Raw genomic sequence first — 19016 nt, forward strand, 5'->3', positions numbered from 1 at the left:
GCATGCTTATTTTTCACTATACCATAAGGTTTCTAATTATTTTGCTGGAAATGTTGACAAGCTATTAGCTGGTATAGTTAAACAAAGGCAGCCGATCACTATGATCGGCTGCCTTCTTGTCTTTTATGAGCTATCGTTTTCCGTTAGCATAATGACTTACTGTGATACGGTTCACCGTGCTGTTTGTAACGGCAAGTTTAATGGTCATCTACACGGAGGGCCTTCTTAGCGTTATAAGCTACAAACTTTACAACGATTACTCAGATAACGGACGACAGCATCAATAAGAGCAAGTCGGGAGAAACGAACGCGTTCACGAAATGGTTTGTAAAATACGAATGATTTCTTTTTCGATAACGGAATCGTCAACAGTATCCAGATACTCAGGACTAATCACTTGATACTGTTTCATCTTATAAAATTCCATAACGGCTTGTTTCAAGGTGAGATCATACCATTGAATACTAAAGGTCGGTTCCATAATGCGCCGAAGCGTAGCATCGTCTTGAACTAAGGACAGCGCAACGTGCATTCTGTTAAAAATCTTTTTATCCATACCGGATTGAAAAAAAGATTGTAAATTTTTAATTCTATTTTGTTGAGCAACGGAAATATTTTCAAAAAGTCGTGGATAAAACTCCTTAAGGTCTTGCAGGAACAAATCGGATAAATAAATAACACCTATTAACGATTCCAGAAACGTTTTTTGAAAGCGATCAATATATGAAACGGAATCATCATATACAACGGTGTCAGCCTGCTGCAAGTACTGAATTCCATACTCTACAACCTGTTCGATGATTTCATCTTTGGATGAAAAATGCTTGTAAAGCGTCACTTTACTAATATCCATATGTTTTGCGATATCGTCAATTTTCAGTTGGCTGAATCTGGTTCTTCTAATTACAGGTTTGATTTTATTAAGATATTGATCTGCGCTCATGGGTTTTCTCACGATTGAAGCCTCCTCTACCGCTCGTCAAATCATATTATATCAAAATAGAGGTATCAATAAACAATGTTTAAAAAGATTATTAAATTAACTAATTTTATTAAATTAGTTTACTTAGTTTATTTATCCGATGTATAATCTCTCTTGTAATGAATATCCAATCAAGGAAGGGATAACGGTCCCAATAAGCGATATCCATTTCTCGAAATCACATTAAAAAAGGAGATTACACAATGAAAATCACAGTTCTCGGCTCACTCGGCAATATTAACCGCAACTACCTCCCATCCCTAATCGCAGACGGCCACGATGTTACCGTCATCACAAGCTCCAAAGATCGTATCGCCGACATCAAAGCGCTCGGTGCCGAACCAGCGGTCGGCTCAAACCTCGACGTCGAATTCCTCGCGCAGGCTTTTGCAGGTAGCGACGTCGTCTACCTCATGATATCAGGTATCAATTATGCCTCTGGCACCGACATGTGGCAGACCGCCATTGATCTTTCTGAAAATTATAAGGCCGCTGTGCTAAAATCAGGCGTAAAAAACGTCGTCAACCTCAGCTCAGTCGGCGCCGACAACCCAAACGCCGGCATTCTCTACAGCTATCATTTTGCAGAAGAAGCGCTAAACTCGCTTGAAGACGTGAACGTTGTCCACATCCGCCCTGTCGGCTTTTACAGCAATCTTTTTGCCGACATGCAAAGCCTAAAAACCCAGCAGACCATCTTCAGCCCAATTTCAGTTGACATCCCACAAGGCTGGGTCAGCCCCGTTGATATCGCGGACGTCGCTTACGCCCTGATTTCTCACACCCCATCGGGTAAAAGTGCGAAGTTCATTGTTAGTGACTGGGCCACAGGTAACGACTGGCTCAATGCCCTTGCTGAGAATGGTATCGAGGCCAAATACCAACAAATCACCGTTGAAGCTCTTGCTGAGAATATGAAAAAAATCGGCTTCCACGAAAACACTGCCAATGCCTTTGCCCAAATGAACCGCGCCTGCGAGAACGCCGACGAGTTCTACGTCAGCCTCCGTGCCACCGACTACCACCTCGGTAAAGTCAAGGTCGAAGACTTTGCAAAAGTTTTTGCAGATGTGTATATTAAATCTGTTTAAACAGCGAGAATATTGTTTAACCTGCGGATGAGAACGCGCCTAAGTGCGCTATTTCTTTCGATAACTTGAGACCTCGAATAGGGTTTACTATGACTTGGTTTTGACATATAAAGAACAAAGCTCGCTGAAGTGACAGCGAGCTTTGTTCTTTATTGATGAATGCGCACAAAAAAATAACCTTACCTGTGATAAGGTTCATATCGATTGACTTTAAACTAATCTGCTCGTTAGCTTAATGAAATAGCGTCAGTCTAATGTAGTGTAGTGCTTAGGAGAAAGAAAATAAGCCCATCACTTTGATTTGGAGGTTAAATCATTTCCAATTAATAAAGGGATAGGCTCTCTTTGGTATTAAATAAGGCGTGGTAAAAGCCAATTTATTGAGCTATCGTTTCCCCGTTAGCGTAATCAGCGATAAATAAATAAGCTCAAATTTTTTTTAATATACGCGGCGGATATATTTTTGTTCAAATCTTGTTTCTTTACTTATTGTGTAGAAACAGCCCTTTATGCTTATTGAAAAAATCAAAGTACACTTTTGGGTTTTCTAATTCCCACCATTGCTTTATGTCGACTGGATTAGCTTCTAAATCATATATTTTTGTAAACTCCATCGCCAGTAAAAACGGTGAGTGCGTTGCAATGATAAATTGACATCCGCAATAGTGAGCCATTTCCTCTATCATTTTGACAAGTTCAAGCTGCATTTTAGGAGATAGACTGTTCTCCGGTTCATCCAAACAATATAATGTGTCATTTTTAAATTTGGAATTAAAATAACTCAGGGCTGTCTCCCCATTGCTGTTCAGTTTAATTTCGGTGCCGGCGACTCTGCGAATAAACTCCCTGCGTGAAATTGATTTTTTTCTTGAGAGCACCTGTAACCTCAATGCTTCATAATCATCCATGCTATTCATTTTCACTGTATTGCCGAATTTCAGATTTCCCCATTCCGATCTTATATCTTCTGTGCTATCCACGATTTCATCGTTGTTTGTGCGGACTGTAAGCATATAATCAAAAATATCGTCACTTGTGATTATCCTACTTCCATTTGGAATTCGATGTTTAAATCCCTCGTCGTCAAGTCCAAGTTCAAATTTACAATGTTCAACATATGAACTGAACAATTCACTTGAATTGAATGGTGCAATACGATTTAGTTCCAATTTATTCGCTATGAGATTTAGAAGTGTGCTTTTCCCCGAGCCGTTTCCTCCATATAAAATTGTGATTTTTGAAAAGCTCAATTCGGAAAACCGATTTTTTGAGAAAATGCCACATGGGTAAGTTTCGTCGACATATCCAAACCTACCGCCATTGTATGCCATTCTTTGTTCTATCAATGAGGATTCTTCATCTATAGGCAATATGAATTTATCTAAATACATTTTCATTCCTCCGTAATTCATCTAACCTGCTCTTATGTTTTCTCTTCCGTTTCAATTTGAAGTTTTCAACTAGTAAACCTCCCTCAATAATGTGGGAGCTTCCTCTTCTAAAAGCATTGATTGCTCAATCCCCTTCCATTCATAGTCGATGTAGGTATTATAGCAGACGAAATCTACTTATCTTATCTTGGTTGTGCTAATCTGCTCGTTAGCTTAATGAAGCAACGTCAGTCTAATACTTTATTTTTCAGTCTAGAACTTTATTTTCTTTTGACAATAGCGGCAGTATGGACATGAGGTTGATCCATGCTGCCGCTATTTTTCTGTTTTCTGGGAGGAATATGCCTAACTTACTTGCTAGCGAAGGTGTTATTTTTGGTGATTTTTTCGGTATTCGGATGGAGTTACCTTGTTGACCGTTTTGAACATCTTGGAGAATAGGAGTACATCTTTATACCCTACAGACCGAGCAATATCTCCGATTTTAAGGGAAGTATTTCTTAATAGGGAGCACGATTTTTCCATCCTCAAATGTAATAAAAATTCCTGCGGTGACTTATTGAGTTGCTGTTTAAATAAACGATGCAAATACGAACGGTCAATTGAAATGTACTTAGCAATATCACTTACGGTAATGAAGTGTGAGTAGTTTTGTTGAATGAAGAGAAGCGCTTCTTTAATATACCGCTGCTGTCTTACCTCAGGGTTGACTTCCTGATTAGGGTAAAGTTCAAACATCAGATACAGAAATTCATACAGCTTGGATGTAAGCAACAGGTCTTTGTTGGATTTCAGCGTAGAAGAAACCACGATGCTCTCCATACAGCGGGCAAGGCTGCCCTCCGCTTCAAACCGGAAAATGGGATTGTCCCTATGGATACAGGTCCGGCTTAGATATTCTTTTGCTTGCACCCCATTAAAACCAATCCAGGCATATTCCCATGGGTCAAGCTCATCCGCTTCGTAGTAAATTAAAACCTTCGGTTCAATAAAGAAAGCATCGTTTTTCTCCAAATGATAGATTTTATCGTTGACTTTAAAGATCCCTTTTCCTTTTAAAATAAAATGCACCATATATCCGCTTCGAATGGCTGGACCATAAGAGTGTTTGCTGGTACAGCTCTCTTTGCCACATGTGTATAGATTGAGATCCAGATTGTTATAGGAATGATTGGAAAAATGCGAACTCATTTGGTTTCACCCCTTAATTCATCTCTGCATATTATCACACTGTTTCATATAGAGTCTACATTATTCCATATAATTATTAAAACTATTCAATTATTATTAGAATGTAAACGATAAGCAAACAACATAATTTATACTTTTTGAAAATATTACTATTGGCGCTACAAGGGGGTCACTATGGCTATAATCATCGATAAAGAAAAGCTTTTATTCCATTTACAAGGCAGCAATACCAGTTATGTCATGCAGGTTATACGAGGTGGTTATTTATCCCATCTGTATTGGGGAAAGAAAATTCAGAACTATCGGGGGAGCAATAAAATCATCTTTATGGATAGAGGATTTTCGCCCAATCCCGATGGCGAGGATCGAGCCTTTTCACTGGATACCATCCCACAAGAATATCCGTCATTTGGGAATAGTGATTTCAGGATTCCTGCGTATCAGATTCAATTGGAGAATGGTTCTACCGTGACCGATTTTCGGTATAAAGAACATCGGGTTTTCCAAGGCAAACCAAAATTGAAAGGGCTTCCTTCTACGTATGCAGAGGATGATGGCGAAGTAGCAACACTGGAAATCGTCCTTGAAGACCCATTAATTGATGTAAAGGTTGTACTATCCTATAGCCTATATCAAAAGCGGGATGTCATTACCCGTTCAGTCCGTTTCGAGAATGAAGGTCGGCAACAGCTAAAACTGCTTAGAGCGTTAAGTGCCAGTGTGGATTTTCGAGATGATGAATATGAACTCATTACCTTGTATGGTGCGCATAACAATGAAAAAAATATAGCAAGGCGAAAAATTGTACCCGGAATTCAAATGGTAGACAGCTGCCGTGGCGCTAGCAGCCCTCATCAGGCACCCTTTATGGCACTTGTAAGAGAAGGGACAGATGAAGATCAGGGCGAAGTATACGCCTTTAATCTGGTGTACAGCGGGAACTTTACGGCCCAGACGCAGGTAGATTCCTATCGGAACACAAGAGTCACGATGGGGATTAATCCTTTTGATTTCACATGGCTGCTTGAACCAGAGGAATCGTTCCAAACGCCAGAAGTGGTCATGGTATACACCGAAAATGGCTTGGGCGGTATGTCGAGAATTTATCATGATTTATACAGGAACAGATTATGCCGTGGGCCTTTTCGTGACAAGGAGCGGCCGATCCTGATTAATAACTGGGAAGCTACCTACTTTAACTTTGATGCCAACAAGATTGAGCAGTTGGCGAAGGAAGCTCAAAGTGTGGGAGTGGAGCTGTTTGTATTGGATGATGGGTGGTTTGGAAAACGAGATGATGACAATACTTCATTAGGCGATTGGGTGGTGGATCGTCGCAAACTTCCAGATGGATTGCCGGATCTTGCAAACCGCATTCGAAATCTGGGTATGGAGTTTGGTTTGTGGTTTGAACCTGAAATGGTATCCATAGACAGCGACTTATACAGAAAGCATCCCGATTGGTGTATCCATGTCCCTGATCGTCCGTATACGTTGGGAAGAAATCAGCTTATGTTGGATTTATCGAGGAAGGAAGTGTGTGAATACGTTATTAAATCGGTTTCCGATATTTTATCGGATGTTCCAATTACTTATGTAAAATGGGACATGAATCGTCACATGACGGATGTGGGTTCGGCAGCCTTGCCACCTGAGAGACAAAGGGAGACTGCGCATCGTTATATCCTGGGACTCTATAATATTATGGAAGAGCTTACATCAAAGTTCCCCAATGTCTTATTCGAGAGCTGTTCTAGTGGAGGAGGCCGTTTTGATGCCGGCATGCTCTATTACATGCCTCAGACCTGGACGAGCGATAATACGGATGCCATTTGCCGACTGAAAATTCAATGGGGAACAAGTCTTGTCTACCCGCCAATTACCATGGGGGCACACGTTTCCACAGTACCCAACCATCAAGTGGGTAGAATAACTCCCTTGGAGACAAGAGGTTATGTCGCCATGGCCGGGAATTTAGGATATGAGCTGGATTTGACGACATTAACCGTTGAAGAAAAAGAAGTGGTGAAAAAACAGATAGCTCTATATAAAGAAATGAGATCGCTCATTCAGTTTGGAAATTTTTACAGAATGATTAATCCGTTTGATGAAAATGAAGCCGCATGGAGCTTTGTGTCAGAGGATCAAACGGAAATGGCGGCCAGCTATTTCAAGGTTTTATCCCAACCCGCTGCCGCGATTAAAACGTTAAAATTCAAAGGTTTGAATCCAGACTACGTTTATAGAAATGTAGAAACCGGTGAGCTGTTCGGCGGTGATGAATTAATGCATGTTGGCATAACGCTTGCCAGGGTGAAGCAGGACTTTTTAGGCATGTTCTGGAGATTTGTTAAAGAAGAGATCTGATTCAGCTAGAGGAGGGTTTACTAGATGGAAGCAAAAGAAAAGCGGTATAAGCACATTTCTCAAGAAATTTTAAAATATATCGGTGGTGAAGAGAACATTATCGGTGTGGCCCATTGTGCCACAAGATTAAGAATTGTACTTGAGGACAATGAAAAAGCGGAATTAAAGAAGATTGAAGATATTGATCTGGTTAAAGGTGTTTTCATAGCGGGGGATCAACTGCAGATCATTTTTGGAGCAGGGTTGGTCAATAATATCTATGCCGTGTTCTCCAAACTGACCGGAACAGAAGATATGTCATTAAGTGATGTCAAATCAAAGTCCGCACAAAAGCAAAATCCTTTTCAAAAAGCCATTAAATCGCTGTCAGATGTCTTCATTGAGATCATGCCGGGAATTCTCGCCGCCGCATTGTTAATGGGGATAACCGGGCTGTTAGGTCAGAAGGGGTTATTTGGTCCTAAATCGATTGTGGAGATGTATCCAATTTTTCAAGGGATTAATCGCTTTGTTCAAATCGTTTCCACGGGTATTTTCACCATCCTGCCGCTGCTTGTTGTTTATTCTGCAACCAAGAGATATGGCGGTCGTCCTATTCTGGGGCTTGTGCTGGGTGCGATTATGCTGCATCCGGCCCTGGCGGATGCCTTTGAGGTAGCTAAAGGGAGTCAAAATCCGGAATCGATCAGTCTTTTCGGCCTTCCCGTACAGTTGGTTGGATTTCAGGGTGGTATTATTATTGCTCTAATGATGGGATACGTGGTAGCCAAGTTGGATCAGTTTTTTAACAAAAAGGTTCCAGACATGATTAAATTATTTTTGGCTCCGTTGCTGACGGTCTTTGTTTCTTCCCTGCTATTGTTTACGATTATCGGCCCTCTTGGGCGAGAGTTGGCCAGTCTAGTCACCGTTTCGCTGCTTTGGATGACGCAAAATCTTGGAATATTCGGTTTTATGTTTTTTGCAGGCATTCAGCAGATCATTGTTATTACAGGTTTACATCATGTTATGGGTGCGGTAGAAGCGCAGCTGTTAACCGATACAGGCAGAAATTTTATCAACCCATTGGCATCAGTAGCTTTGATGGCTCAAGGGGGCGCCGTTTTGGGGTATATTCTTTTGAATCGCAAAGACACTAAAGTTAAAGAAATGGGTTACTCTGCATTCGGGTCTGTACTTTTTGGAATCTCGGAACCAGCGATCTTCGGGGTCACTTTAAAGTATAAGTTCCCCTTAGTTGCTGGATGCCTCGGAGGAATGGTTGCGGGAGCATATGTATATTTAAGTAAACTGACAGCCATAGGATTCGGAACCACGGCTCTTCCGGGCTTTGCAATTGCAGCGTCGGATTATCACGGTCATATCAATTATCTTGTCGCTCATCTTATTGCCCTGTTATGTGGGGCATTATTTACCTTGGCTTACGGTGCTATCAAGAGCAAGAGGTCACGAGCCTGAACCAAAAGAACATTAGCAGGTTGAAAAAATTAAGCTTTTATGAAAACGGTTAAAGGAAGAGAATATTTGTGGAATGGACAAGAGAGCATAGATGAAAAATTAAAAGGGCCGTCCTCCGTCGTTATAAACGACCGAGGATGGCCCTAAGTTTTACATAGGTATGCATGTACATTCGTTAAAGCTAATCGATGCCACCATCGCTTTCAATCAGCCCTTTGCCGATTACATTGGCCGAAACCGGAGGCTTGCCGAGCTCCCGAGACCATATGGACAATTGCCCAATATGGTGGATTTGGTGGGCAATGACATGGCGCATCACCTCGCCCCAGGCATCCATTACAATTCTGCCGTCCGGGAGGTGATCTTCAAACCTTTTCCGTTCCAGACCATCATGCCAGGCGAGCACGAACGGCTCGACATTGAGTCGAAACTTCGCATCCAGCTCACGGACCTTGTCGAGCGTATCATACAGAGAGAAGTCCTCCTGAAAGTCGGGTTTGCCCTGAATCGTTTGAATCCAGCTCCACTCCACATCAACGATATGAAAGAGTGTCTTTAGAATGCCGCCGACTCCGCCGACGCGTTGTTTCAGTAATTCCTCCTGCGACACCTCTTCACACCAGCGGTACCATTGTTCCCGAATCATCCAGTTGTAACGAAAAAAAGTCTGCATCCATCAACCTCCAGAGCCATATTTGAGAATCATCTCCACCAGTTTACCATGGAATGCCAAAAGGGCTGTCTCATTCGTAGAAAATCTACTTTTGAGACAGCCCTTATTATAGGATAAGAATGTTGCTACTGGCTTATTTCTTTGCAGCCGCGTAACGTTTGTTGACTTCATCCCAGTTGATTACATTGTAGAAAGCTGAAATGTAGTCTGGGCGTTTGTTTTGATATTTCAGGTAGTAAGCATGCTCCCAAACGTCCAGTCCAAGTACCGGAGTCAGACCTTCAAACAGCGGGCTATCTTGGTTTGGAGTGCTAGTGATCGCCAGTTTGCCGTCTTTGCCGACAACCAACCAAGCCCAGCCGCTACCAAAACGAGTTGTAGCTGCTTTAGTGAAGTCTTCTTTAAATTTGTCATAGCCGCCCAGTTCATTGTTGATTGCTTCAGCAATTGCACCTGTTGGCTGTCCGCCACCGTTAGGACCGATAACTTCCCAGAACAGGCTGTGGTTGTGATGTCCACCACCGTTATTGCGAACCGCAGTGCGGATGCTTTCTGGAACGCTGTCCAGATTAGAGATCAGATCCTCCAGGCTTTTGCTTTGCAGTTCGGGAGCGCTCTCCAGAGCTGCGTTCAAGTTTGTAACATATGTGTTATGGTGACGATCATGGTGAATTTCCATTGTCTGTGCATCAATGTGCGGTTCCAATGCGTCTTTTGCGTAAGGAAGTTCTGGTAATTGAAATGCCATAGTAAAATCCCTCCTGGTTATATGGTTGGGTAAGTGTTCCTATGTAATAATACCCTCGACAGTTATATTAAACCGCATTCAGCCTATTTAATCAACATTTTTGTTTGTAAAATAGCAAACTGGGCAATACGGCCTGGTAGATAGCATGTCCAAAAACCCGCTTGGAATACACAATACATAGGTAATAAGAGGTAAATTGTGAACATTAAAATGTAAACGCTTTATATACAGCGCTTACATGAGAAAAAGGGATGTATTCCGTCAAAAAGTATGGTTTAATGGTCAAGGAAGCAGAAATTTCGGCTTTTTTGTCGTCTGCTATAATCTGTCATGTCTATGACATGACGAACTTGAGGGCATACACCCTTTTCCTGTTCTTCATTTCATATATAGCAGATCGTATGCATTTTTATCATAATGCCTTGTGATTAACACCATGATAAGAAATTTAAGGATTTATGTAAAAATGACGGTGCTGTCTCAATTTTTTTATTATGCTTACGAAAAGGGAGATATTACTTATGCACGTTCGTTCCTTTCAATTAAGTGATGTGAACTCAGTAACGGAACTCATGCAAATTGCCTTGTCAGAGGAGTGCTACAAAGAGACGGTGAAAGCATTTGCCCGTCAGCTTTCGTGGGATTCCGGTTTGATTATCGTTGCAGAAGAAGAGGGAGAGATCGTGGGTGCTTTGATCGGCACGATCGATCAGAATGATGGTTGTTACTATCGTATCGCTATTCACCCGGATCGTCGTCGGATGGGAATCGGCAAATCGCTTGTGGAGTCCATGGAGCAGCGTTTTCAGCAACGTAAGGTTAGCCGTATTTGGGTAGCGGGGGACAAGCATAACAGTGTGGCCATGCCTTTGTACGAAGCGATGGGCTATGGAGCAAGCCAGATTTTACAGGCTTTTCAGAAGCTGAGTATTTTGGCGCCTCATTAATTGGAAATCGAAATAAAGAGAATTGAATAACATTAAGTATAATATTTACATTTAGAGCATATCTGAGTAACCGTTGCAATCGGGTACGGGATATGCTTTTCTATTTATAACAGGGTTGAGGAGGTTTAATTATGGACGCTTTGGCTCCTTCGTCAGGCCCGCCTCCCTCGCCGGAAACGTCCAAACAAGCAGGTCGCTCTGGTTACATACGCGATTGGTTAGTCACTCTTCTGATCGCTATGGTCGTCTTGCTGCTTCTGAACCTGTTTGTATTTAACTTGTCCACGGTTAGAGGACATTCGATGCAGCCGACGCTAATGGAAAGCCAGCATTTGTTCGTTAACAAGCTGGTTTATAATTTTCATGATCCGGGCAGGGGGGACATTGTGATTTTAAAAGATCCCGATTCCAAGCTGTCGAACCCAAGATTTTTAGTGAAAAGAGTCATAGGTATTCCCGGAGATGTAATCCGAGTTGAACATAATCATTTGTATGTGAACGGTGAACTGCTAAATGAACCTTACACTAACTCTGACGTGGAGGATGGTGATTATGGTCCTTTTACGGTGGAACCGGGGCACTTTTTTGTCATGGGAGATAATCGCCATACTGCAGCAAGCAAGGATAGCCGCTATTTTGGCAGCATTAAATCTCAAGATTTACTGGGACGTGCAGAATTTATATTTTGGCCGATATCTGAGTGGAAATGGCTATAGAGCAACTAAAGTCTGAAATTAAGGAAAGGAAGAGGATGATGAAAGAAGTGATGGTATATACCGACGGCGCTTGTTCGGGAAATCCGGGTCCTGGGGGCTGGGGGATCGTTCTGCTGTATGGGGAGCATCGTAAGGAGCTGTCAGGTGCCGAGAAAATGACGACAAACAACCGTATGGAGATTAAGTCCGTGATTGAAGCACTGAAGCTGCTCAAGGAGCCTTGCCATGTGAAAGTACACAGTGACTCTGCCTATGTCGTCAATTGCTTCAAACAGGGCTGGATTAAGAACTGGCTTCGTAATGGCTGGCGCAACAGTAAAAATCAGCCAGTGGAGAATAAGGAATTATGGGAAGAGCTGTGGGAACTGATGGGTAAGCATGAGGTTGAATATGTGAAGGTTAAGGGGCACAGTGACAACGAACTGAATAATCGCTGTGATTTTCTGGCGACCAGTGCTGTTAAAAATTTACGGTAGCATCTGCTGCTATTTTCTGTTGAAATTTGAGATATGAGAATTTTGCAAATCCTCATATCTGTAATGATAAAAAGTGGAAGAGAGGTGAGTATCGGATGCAACGCGGATTGACTCAGGCGGCTGCCGGAACCGCTTCGACTTGGGCTTCGCTCAAGCAGGAAATTATTGAGGCGGCTCCAGGGCTGGGTATCGACTCCATCGGGTTCGCATCCGCCGACCCCTTTCTGTCTCTGAAAGCTATATTGGAAGAGCATCGTGCGAAAGGCTATGAATCCGGCTTTGAGGAGCCAGATATTGATAAGCGGATCTACCCGGAGCTGTATGGCTCACAGCCTGCATCTCTGATTGCTATTGCGGTGGCGTATCCTTCCAAAATGAAGGACCCGCCGAAGTCGGACAAGGGGAAGTACCGTGGTATTTTGGCGCGTTCAGCCTGGGGGAAAGATTATCATCTGGTACTACGCGAAGCGATGGAAAAGCTTGAGGCTTTTATAAGTGAGCGGGTGCCTGATGCCATTATGAAAAATATGGTGGATACCGGAGAACTGTCGGATCGAGCCGTTGCGGAACGTGCAGGGATTGGCTTTAGCGGCAAAAATACGATGATGATTTCACCGACGCTGGGATCATGGATTTATCTAGGTGAGCTGTTGACGAACATTCCTTTCCAGCCAGATGAACCGGTAACGGAGGGTTGCGGCGAATGTACCAAATGTTTGGATGCCTGTCCTACGGGCGCGCTTGTGGGTCCTGGACAGCTGAATGCCCAGCGGTGCGTATCCTTTTTGACGCAAACGAAGGGCTTTCTGGATGAGGAGTTTATGCGGAAGATAGGGAATCGGCTGTACGGATGTGATACTTGCCAAATGGTATGCCCCAAAAATCGGGGTCTCAACTGGGATCACCATCCCGAGCTTACACCCGATCCTGAAATTGTGAAGCCGTTGCTGCTGCCGTTATTGGATTTGAGCAACCGTGAATTCAAAGACCGATTTGGTCAAAGTGCGGCGGCTTGGCGGGGGAAGAAGCCCATTCAACGCAATGCAGTCATTGGACTGGGCAATTTCAAGGATATCAGTGCGGTGCCCAAGTTAACGGAGGTTTTATTGGATGATCCGCGTCCCGAGCTGCGAGGCACGGCGGCGTGGGCTTTGAGTCGAATAGGAGGGGAAAACGCTATGACAGCGATCAAGCAAGCATCAGAGAAGGAACAACATGAGCAAGTACGCGAAATGATCGCGCAAGCGCATTCCAAACTAGAGGAACAAGAGCAGGCAGAAGAGCAAAAGGCATCTGAATTATCAAAACCAGAAGTAACGGCCGGGGATTCACAGGGTCCAACGGCGATTTATTATGATGAGATGGAGACACCTGTGGGCACGTTGACGCTGTGCGCTACGGATCGGGGGGTGTGTCGAATAGACTATGGCGTTTTTCACGCGAAGGAAGCACTGCTTCAGCAATGGGCCCGAACATGGATTGGGGAATACGTCTATGTGCAGGAGCCGGAAAAGCTGTGCGAAGCCGCGGATCAACTGCGTGAATATTTTGCCGGAGAACGACGGGAATTCAGTATAGCCTATGATTTGAGAGGCACCCCTTTTCAAGAGCAGGTATGGCGTGCACTGCAAAATATTCCGTACGGACAAAGTGTGTCCTACAAAGATATTGCGGAATCGATCGGACGAGCCAAGGCGGTACGTGCTGTGGGTGAAGCCAATAACAAAAATCCGTTACCCATTCTGTTTCCATGTCACCGGGTATCGGGTGCTAATGGAAGTTTGGTCGGTTATGCTGGAGGCTTGCCAGTTAAGACGAAGCTGCTGGATTTGGAGAAACAATAAGGACATATGTTTGCAAAAAGTGATTTGCTAGCTGTCCCATGTTTTGCTATGATAGGTTCGTGTGTAATTCAAGATGTTTCATATAAATATACAGAGGTGACGACTTCGTGGTGTGGAATATTGTCATTCCGATTATTACCCTGATTGCTGGTTTGGTTGGGGGATTTTTCATCGGTGCTTATTATCTTCGTAAACAGCTTGAAAAGATGCAAAACGACCCTGAAACGCTGCAAAAAATGGCCAAACAGATGGGTTACAACCTGAATGGGAAACAAATGCAAAAAGCCCAGCAGATGATGAAGAACCAACAGTTCTCCAAAAATCAGCCTGGTCCGCGTAAAAATCAGGGCCGTCGGAAATAATGAGCAACGTGAGTACGGATGCCGCATGAGGTTGCTGCATAGAGGAGGATTACTGTGGCTGGCGTAAAAGATTATATTAACCGCAAAGCTGCGGATAACCGGGATAAAATCGAGTACCATGTGGAGCAGATTTTACAACTGATCGGTGAGGACCCCAAGCGTGAAGGGTTGTTGGAAACACCGGCACGCGTTGCGCGCATGTATGAGGAAATATTTGCGGGTTATGAGGTTGATCCCCGGGATGCGTTGGGTGTGACATTTGACGAGAATCACGAGGAGCTTGTGATCGTGAAGGACATCGTCTATTACAGCCAGTGTGAGCACCATATGGCTCCTTTCTTCGGAAAAGTGCATATCGGCTATGTACCCAGCGGCAAAATTGTAGGATTGAGCAAGCTTGCACGCCTGGTAGAGGCAGTGACCCGCCGATTGCAGGTACAGGAGCGTATTACATCACAGATCGCTGATATTTTAAATGAAGCGGTCTCCGCTCACGGGGTTATGGTAGTCGTAGAAGGCGAGCATCTGTGCATGTGTGCAAGAGGTGTCAAAAAGCCTGGCAGCAAAACAGTAACGTCTGCGGTACGCGGTACGTTTCGTGATGATGCTGCGCAGCGCGCAGAGTTTCTGTCGCTGCTTAAGGATTGATCGAACATCGCAAGACGTTTATGTGATGAACAAAAAAAGGGTGGTTTACGCATAGGCGTAGCCACCTTTTTTTGTTAACATCAGATATAGACGACGGGATAGCCGCCTTAAAATTACGATTAGCCTATGGATAACAGTTATTTTTATAGATAGGGGATAACGTATGGAGAATGTACATAGATCAACAGAAAAAACAACAGCTTTGCCTGAGTTGCAGTGGTTTGAAGCACCACTTGCGGACACTCAGGAGGACGTTTTGTCTCCGCTGGCTTGGGAGGAGCTGGCCTGTCGGCAAGTAGGGAAAGGAGCTGCACCCATTTTGCATCTTTGGCGGCATCCGTCAGCGCTTGTGATTGGTCACCGGGACCGCAGGCTCCCTTACGCCCCACAAGCGATGGAGCGAGTGCGCAACGCGGGAACCTCGGTATGCGTACGCCCCTCGGGGGGAGCGGCCGTCATGCTGGACAGGGGGATGCTGAACCTGTCCTTGATCCTGCCGAATCCACAGCGGGCCATCAGCCTGCATGAAGATTTTCGGCTCATGGCAGGGCTAATTACCGATGCGCTGGTTCCGTGGTCTGGCGAGGCGCAGACCGGAGAAATCCCCGGGTCCTTCTGTCCCGGGGATTACGATGTCAGCGTCCGGGGCCGCAAGTTTTGCGGCATTGCACAGCGACGTCAAGCCAAGGCGTATATCATCACAGCCTTCGTGATGATTGAGGGCAGCGGTGCAGAGCGTGCACAGGCGGTACAGCAATTCTATACAGAGGCAGCCGGAGATACGTCGACAGGCGTGCAGCAGCAGGATTATCCCCGGGTGAATCCAGCAACGATGGGGAGCCTGGCAGAGCTGGCTGGAGTGCCGTCTGTTGAGGCGTACACGGCATCTCTGCGCCGTGTCGTCGAGAGCCAGACAGTCATTTTACCTGCCGATAGCTGGCTGGTACAACCGGAAGGATGGACCGAACAAATGGCAGCGCTCAGAGAGCGATACGATTTGCAGGTGTAGTTTGTCTTTAGCTTAGAAGCCTATTAGTGCGTGTTCAAAAAGTCGGCTTTTCAGGACCGAGAAAGTTGGATGAAGCTAGGGACTGAGTAGCGGAGCGTAGACAGATCTACGTGAGCAACGGAAGGCCCGGCTGAATTCAAGATTCGACGTCGAATCCGCTTCTTGAATAGCTTCGTTATGGAAAGACGACTTTTTGAACAACCTCTAGAAGGGTTGCCATCTCAGCTTGGAGGCTTGATCGTAGCGTGCTTCCACTTCAGGCCAGTTAACGACATGCCACCAATCCTCAATGTATTTGTTGCGCTCGTTTTGATGCTTTAAGTAATATGCGTGTTCCCACACATCTATCGCCAGCAGCGGAATGGACTCCCATTGAGTCAGATTCTGGTGCTTTTCGGCCTGCAAAATTTCAAGCCGTCCCGCGCGCGGACTCCATACCAGGATCGCCCAGCCGCCACCCTCGACCTTTTCGGCTGCCGAACTGAATTGTTTTTTGAATGCATCGTAGCTGCCAAAATCTTTTTTAATCTGTTCAGCCAGCGGTCCGCTTGGGTTTCCACCGCCTTGAGGACTCATGATCGTCCAAAAAAGAGTATGCAGATAATGGCCTGCGCCGTTGAATGCCAGTTCGCGTTCCCAATGTTTTACGAGATCAAAATTACCTGTTTTTCGGGCTTCTTCCAGCTTCTTTTCCGCTTTATTCAGGTCATTCACATAGCTCAAATGATGCTTGTCATGGTGAATGCGCATCGTTTTTTCATCAATATACGGTTCAAGCGCATTATAGGGGTAAGGGAGCGGTGGGAGTCGATGTCCTCCAATAGGAACCGACCGGCCGATTGAGGTTTTTTCCGTTGCCGAAGGTTGAGCCTGGCTGGATTTGACGCCTTTAGTCGTCCATGTGCCTTCTCCCCTTATGCCTGCCTGACGTTCTCGAAACGCTTCCTCTGGGTAATTCTCACCCTCTGTCGCTACATGATACAACCCAGCAGCCCTTGCGATGGAGCCAGGTTCTTGAAAGGGGGTTGTCGAGATTAGGAAATATTGGCTTTCATGTGCCGCGTGTAATACAACTCCAGCGGATTTTGGCTGCTGACGCAATGCATGACTGTGCTCGCTCAGCAGACCGAGCTGCCGTACATACTCCTGTGACTGGCGGTTTGCGGTTTGTAGCAAATCGTCCAATCGACGATTTAATTCTTGTGAGTCAGGCTGAGCGTTTAATGCTGACTCTGACGATGGCATCTTTACAGATGATGATGCGTCTAATCCCCTTGACTGTTTTGGAGGTTCAGTGAATTCGTGTGTATGTGCTTGTGGGGCAGCCGACAGCTGTTTCCATTCCTGATGCCACGCCTGATCTGCCGGATCAAGTGCGCTCCGTTGCTCTTCAAGCAACTCTATGGCGGTGCGTTCCGTCTGTTCGAATACAGTCCGCCAATCATCCAGCAGCCGTACATAAGTAGGCTCCAGTCCCTCGGTAGCGGATTTAATCACTTCCACATGCCAACTTTCCTGCTGCTTCCAATGCCGAATTTCCTCCAGCACACGTAAGGGCAGGAAAGACCCATAAGTACTCAGCATCGTTTTATACCTCCCGTATCCCACTATGGCTATCCGGCGGATCTGGCAGATCTGCCCTGGATGCATACGTACCCAGTATATTCGCTGTCCTATCGGGAATATGTCTATGAACTCGCTTAATTTGGTCACATCTGTTACGTAGAACAAGAATACCATGGTAAACGAAAAAGAAGCCCAGCTACGGCACGGGTTAGTGTCCGTAGGCAGGCTTCTTCAAGGTGAAGAATTAAATACAGTTTTTTTGAAAAATAATTCTTTACTTTGTAGTCGTTTGTTTGTGGGCATCAGCGATCGTTTTCTTGTCCTCCAGCTCCTGTACACTGCTTAGAAACGTCGATACCCGCCGTAGATATTCACGGGGATGCTCTCTGAAAATAAGCTCATGTATTCCGTTTTTGACAATCCATACACTGGAAAGTGGGTTGGTTTGATTGGCAGCGAGCTTTTCCGCAATAGGATAAGGAGCCTTTTCATCCTGTGTACCATGCACAAACATGATCGGGAACGGATAGTTTTCCTTTTTAACCTCCTGATATGGAATCTGATGCAAGCTGGTGCCGTTCAAGACTGGAAACAGCAACTCCAGAATTTCCAAAGACGGATGTCTTGGCAGGTTAATTTGATTGTGAATGTTATGGTACAGCGTATCCGGCTCCAACAGGAAAGTGCTGTCCAAAATCATTGCGTCCACATCCTTGGTTTGCAAGCCCGCCTGAAGAGCGGTTCCTGCCCCCATGGAGAAGCCCCATACGATAATCTCCGACGAGCCGCGTTGCTTCGCAAGCTGGATCGCTCCGAGAAGCTGCTGGGATTCCGCTTTGCCTCCGGTTGCGACTGATTTGCTGTTTTGTGACGCGAATCCATAATCGAACATGACCACATTAAAGTTCAAACTGTGGGCATAATGCGCCAGATCATACATGGGAATCCAGCTTTCTTCGCGGTTAGCTCCATAACCATGGCTGAAAATAATCGTTTTCCGCGATTGATCCGCCGGGATATACCAGCCTTGTACCATGCGGCTACCATCCTTGGCAGGGAAGCTGACTTCCTCATAAGGCATGTTTTTGGCCTGCATCGGATTAGAGTACAGCGGCGCGACGGTAGGATTCGTAAGTACCCATGCGATGTAAGCATGCAAGGCAATAAAACAAAACAACAGAAAAAAAACGACCGACAGCAGCAGAGCAATCACAACGTGCTTGAACCGCAGCAGACGGGGATTAAAGAGTGGGGTGGACGGCTCCTGAACAGCGGTCTGTAGCTGAGAGTTGCGCTGGGATGTAGAAATCATGTAAGAGCCTCCTTATATAAAATTGATCTTCGTTTCAATAGAATTTAGGTATAATTCCACTTGAAAATGATAGTGTATATCCGTATAGATACCTATTATCGTATGATGGGGGTTATCCAAAGTCAACGCCTGAACCGGAAAAGTAAAAATGATGCAAAGAATTGTCGATGTTTGTTCTCGTTCTGTAATATGGTTGTCACAAAAACATCGGTTTACAGTAGCCGCGACTATTCTA

At 44.9% G+C, this 19016-nt stretch carries 18 protein-coding genes; 11 read left to right on the forward strand and 7 right to left on the reverse strand.

What is annotated here, in order from left to right:
• A partial coding sequence (locus G9G53_RS26635; RefSeq protein ID WP_238796291.1) for a hypothetical protein occupies positions 1 to 229 on the forward strand: 229 nt, incomplete at its 5' end.
• An 84-nt stretch (positions 230 to 313) separates the two neighbouring features.
• Here G9G53_RS26635 and G9G53_RS24185 read toward each other — a convergent pair.
• Positions 314 to 955 carry a TetR/AcrR family transcriptional regulator gene (locus G9G53_RS24185; protein ID WP_029515793.1) on the reverse strand — a complete coding sequence of 214 codons (642 nt, stop codon included), beginning with the start codon at positions 953 to 955 and terminating at the stop codon, positions 314 to 316.
• A gap of 230 nt (positions 956 to 1185) precedes the next feature.
• On the opposite strand from G9G53_RS24185, the gene G9G53_RS24190 reads away from it, so the two are divergent.
• The gene (locus tag G9G53_RS24190) at positions 1186 to 2073 is read left to right on the forward strand and encodes an NmrA family NAD(P)-binding protein (RefSeq protein WP_029515792.1); all 888 of its coding nucleotides are present in this window, start codon (positions 1186 to 1188) and stop codon (positions 2071 to 2073) included.
• A 482-nt stretch (positions 2074 to 2555) separates the two neighbouring features.
• On the opposite strand, the gene G9G53_RS24195 is transcribed toward G9G53_RS24190, so the two are convergent.
• Positions 2556 to 3485: an AAA family ATPase gene (locus G9G53_RS24195; RefSeq protein ID WP_090738462.1), complete on the reverse strand. Its 930-nt coding sequence runs from the start codon at positions 3483 to 3485 to the stop codon at positions 2556 to 2558.
• Between the two features lie 348 nt (positions 3486 to 3833).
• The gene (locus G9G53_RS24200) at positions 3834 to 4655 is read right to left on the reverse strand and encodes an AraC family transcriptional regulator (protein WP_039270637.1); all 822 of its coding nucleotides are present in this window, start codon (positions 4653 to 4655) and stop codon (positions 3834 to 3836) included.
• Positions 4656 to 4829: 174 nt separating this feature from the next.
• Here G9G53_RS24200 and G9G53_RS24205 point away from each other — a divergent pair, with 174 nt between their 5' ends.
• Positions 4830 to 7022 carry an alpha-galactosidase gene (locus G9G53_RS24205; RefSeq protein WP_165150755.1) on the forward strand — a complete coding sequence of 731 codons (2193 nt, stop codon included), beginning with the start codon at positions 4830 to 4832 and terminating at the stop codon, positions 7020 to 7022.
• A 24-nt stretch (positions 7023 to 7046) separates the two neighbouring features.
• Positions 7047 to 8480 carry a PTS transporter subunit EIIC gene (locus G9G53_RS24210; RefSeq protein ID WP_029515788.1) on the forward strand — a complete coding sequence of 478 codons (1434 nt, stop codon included), beginning with the start codon at positions 7047 to 7049 and terminating at the stop codon, positions 8478 to 8480.
• Positions 8481 to 8661: 181 nt separating this feature from the next.
• Here the strand turns inward: G9G53_RS24210 and G9G53_RS24215 are convergent, their stop codons facing one another.
• Entirely contained in the window at positions 8662 to 9153 is a 492-nt protein-coding gene (locus G9G53_RS24215; RefSeq protein ID WP_029515787.1) for a DinB family protein, read from the reverse strand.
• A gap of 133 nt (positions 9154 to 9286) precedes the next feature.
• Positions 9287 to 9901: a superoxide dismutase gene (locus tag G9G53_RS24220; protein ID WP_029515786.1), complete on the reverse strand. Its 615-nt coding sequence runs from the start codon at positions 9899 to 9901 to the stop codon at positions 9287 to 9289.
• A 521-nt stretch (positions 9902 to 10422) separates the two neighbouring features.
• Here G9G53_RS24220 and G9G53_RS24225 point away from each other — a divergent pair.
• The 7 genes from G9G53_RS24225 to G9G53_RS24255 all read left to right on the forward strand — a co-directional run bounded on the left by G9G53_RS24225 (position 10423) and on the right by G9G53_RS24255 (position 15903).
• A complete protein-coding gene (locus G9G53_RS24225; RefSeq protein ID WP_029515785.1) occupies positions 10423 to 10848 on the forward strand; it encodes a GNAT family N-acetyltransferase in 426 nt (141 codons plus the stop codon).
• A gap of 131 nt (positions 10849 to 10979) precedes the next feature.
• The gene (lepB, locus tag G9G53_RS24230) at positions 10980 to 11564 is read left to right on the forward strand and encodes a signal peptidase I (RefSeq protein WP_165150757.1); all 585 of its coding nucleotides are present in this window, start codon (positions 10980 to 10982) and stop codon (positions 11562 to 11564) included.
• A gap of 38 nt (positions 11565 to 11602) precedes the next feature.
• Entirely contained in the window at positions 11603 to 12040 is a 438-nt protein-coding gene (gene rnhA / locus G9G53_RS24235; protein WP_023986996.1) for a ribonuclease HI, read from the forward strand.
• 95 nt (positions 12041 to 12135) lie between these two features.
• Entirely contained in the window at positions 12136 to 13884 is a 1749-nt protein-coding gene (gene queG, locus G9G53_RS24240) for a tRNA epoxyqueuosine(34) reductase QueG (RefSeq protein WP_165150759.1), read from the forward strand.
• A gap of 107 nt (positions 13885 to 13991) precedes the next feature.
• Positions 13992 to 14246 carry a YneF family protein gene (locus G9G53_RS24245; RefSeq protein WP_013308742.1) on the forward strand — a complete coding sequence of 85 codons (255 nt, stop codon included), beginning with the start codon at positions 13992 to 13994 and terminating at the stop codon, positions 14244 to 14246.
• Between the two features lie 54 nt (positions 14247 to 14300).
• A complete protein-coding gene (folE, locus tag G9G53_RS24250; protein ID WP_013308743.1) occupies positions 14301 to 14894 on the forward strand; it encodes a GTP cyclohydrolase I FolE in 594 nt (197 codons plus the stop codon).
• 163 nt (positions 14895 to 15057) lie between these two features.
• Entirely contained in the window at positions 15058 to 15903 is an 846-nt protein-coding gene (locus G9G53_RS24255) for a lipoate--protein ligase family protein (RefSeq protein ID WP_165150760.1), read from the forward strand.
• A gap of 204 nt (positions 15904 to 16107) precedes the next feature.
• Here G9G53_RS24255 and G9G53_RS24260 read toward each other — a convergent pair whose 3' ends face one another.
• Positions 16108 to 17487: a Fe-Mn family superoxide dismutase gene (locus G9G53_RS24260; protein WP_029515780.1), complete on the reverse strand. Its 1380-nt coding sequence runs from the start codon at positions 17485 to 17487 to the stop codon at positions 16108 to 16110.
• A 256-nt stretch (positions 17488 to 17743) separates the two neighbouring features.
• Positions 17744 to 18781: an alpha/beta hydrolase gene (locus G9G53_RS24265; RefSeq protein WP_029515779.1), complete on the reverse strand. Its 1038-nt coding sequence runs from the start codon at positions 18779 to 18781 to the stop codon at positions 17744 to 17746.
• Between the last annotated feature and the right edge of the window lie 235 nt (positions 18782 to 19016).

This window comes from Paenibacillus sp. EKM206P, assembly GCF_011066155.1.
Taxonomy (GTDB): domain Bacteria; phylum Bacillota; class Bacilli; order Paenibacillales; family Paenibacillaceae; genus Paenibacillus; species Paenibacillus polymyxa_D.

Bases quoted from the DNA above. Each gene is read 5' to 3' on its own strand.
- G9G53_RS24190 (WP_029515792.1), top strand. From the start codon at position 1,186: ATGAAAATCACAGTTCTCGGCTCACTCGGCAATATTAACCGCAACTAC.
- G9G53_RS24195 (WP_090738462.1), bottom strand. From the start codon at position 3,485: ATGAATTACGGAGGAATGAAAATGTATTTAGATAAATTCATATTGCCT.
- G9G53_RS24200 (WP_039270637.1), bottom strand. From the start codon at position 4,655: ATGAGTTCGCATTTTTCCAATCATTCCTATAACAATCTGGATCTCAAT.
- G9G53_RS24205 (WP_165150755.1), top strand. From the start codon at position 4,830: ATGGCTATAATCATCGATAAAGAAAAGCTTTTATTCCATTTACAAGGC.
- G9G53_RS24210 (WP_029515788.1), top strand. From the start codon at position 7,047: ATGGAAGCAAAAGAAAAGCGGTATAAGCACATTTCTCAAGAAATTTTA.
- G9G53_RS24215 (WP_029515787.1), bottom strand. From the start codon at position 9,153: ATGCAGACTTTTTTTCGTTACAACTGGATGATTCGGGAACAATGGTAC.
- G9G53_RS24220 (WP_029515786.1), bottom strand. From the start codon at position 9,901: ATGGCATTTCAATTACCAGAACTTCCTTACGCAAAAGACGCATTGGAA.
- G9G53_RS24225 (WP_029515785.1), top strand. From the start codon at position 10,423: ATGCACGTTCGTTCCTTTCAATTAAGTGATGTGAACTCAGTAACGGAA.
- lepB (WP_165150757.1), top strand. From the start codon at position 10,980: ATGGACGCTTTGGCTCCTTCGTCAGGCCCGCCTCCCTCGCCGGAAACG.
- rnhA (WP_023986996.1), top strand. From the start codon at position 11,603: ATGAAAGAAGTGATGGTATATACCGACGGCGCTTGTTCGGGAAATCCG.
- queG (WP_165150759.1), top strand. From the start codon at position 12,136: ATGCAACGCGGATTGACTCAGGCGGCTGCCGGAACCGCTTCGACTTGG.
- G9G53_RS24255 (WP_165150760.1), top strand. From the start codon at position 15,058: ATGGAGAATGTACATAGATCAACAGAAAAAACAACAGCTTTGCCTGAG.
- G9G53_RS24260 (WP_029515780.1), bottom strand. From the start codon at position 17,487: ATGCTGAGTACTTATGGGTCTTTCCTGCCCTTACGTGTGCTGGAGGAA.
- G9G53_RS24265 (WP_029515779.1), bottom strand. From the start codon at position 18,781: ATGATTTCTACATCCCAGCGCAACTCTCAGCTACAGACCGCTGTTCAG.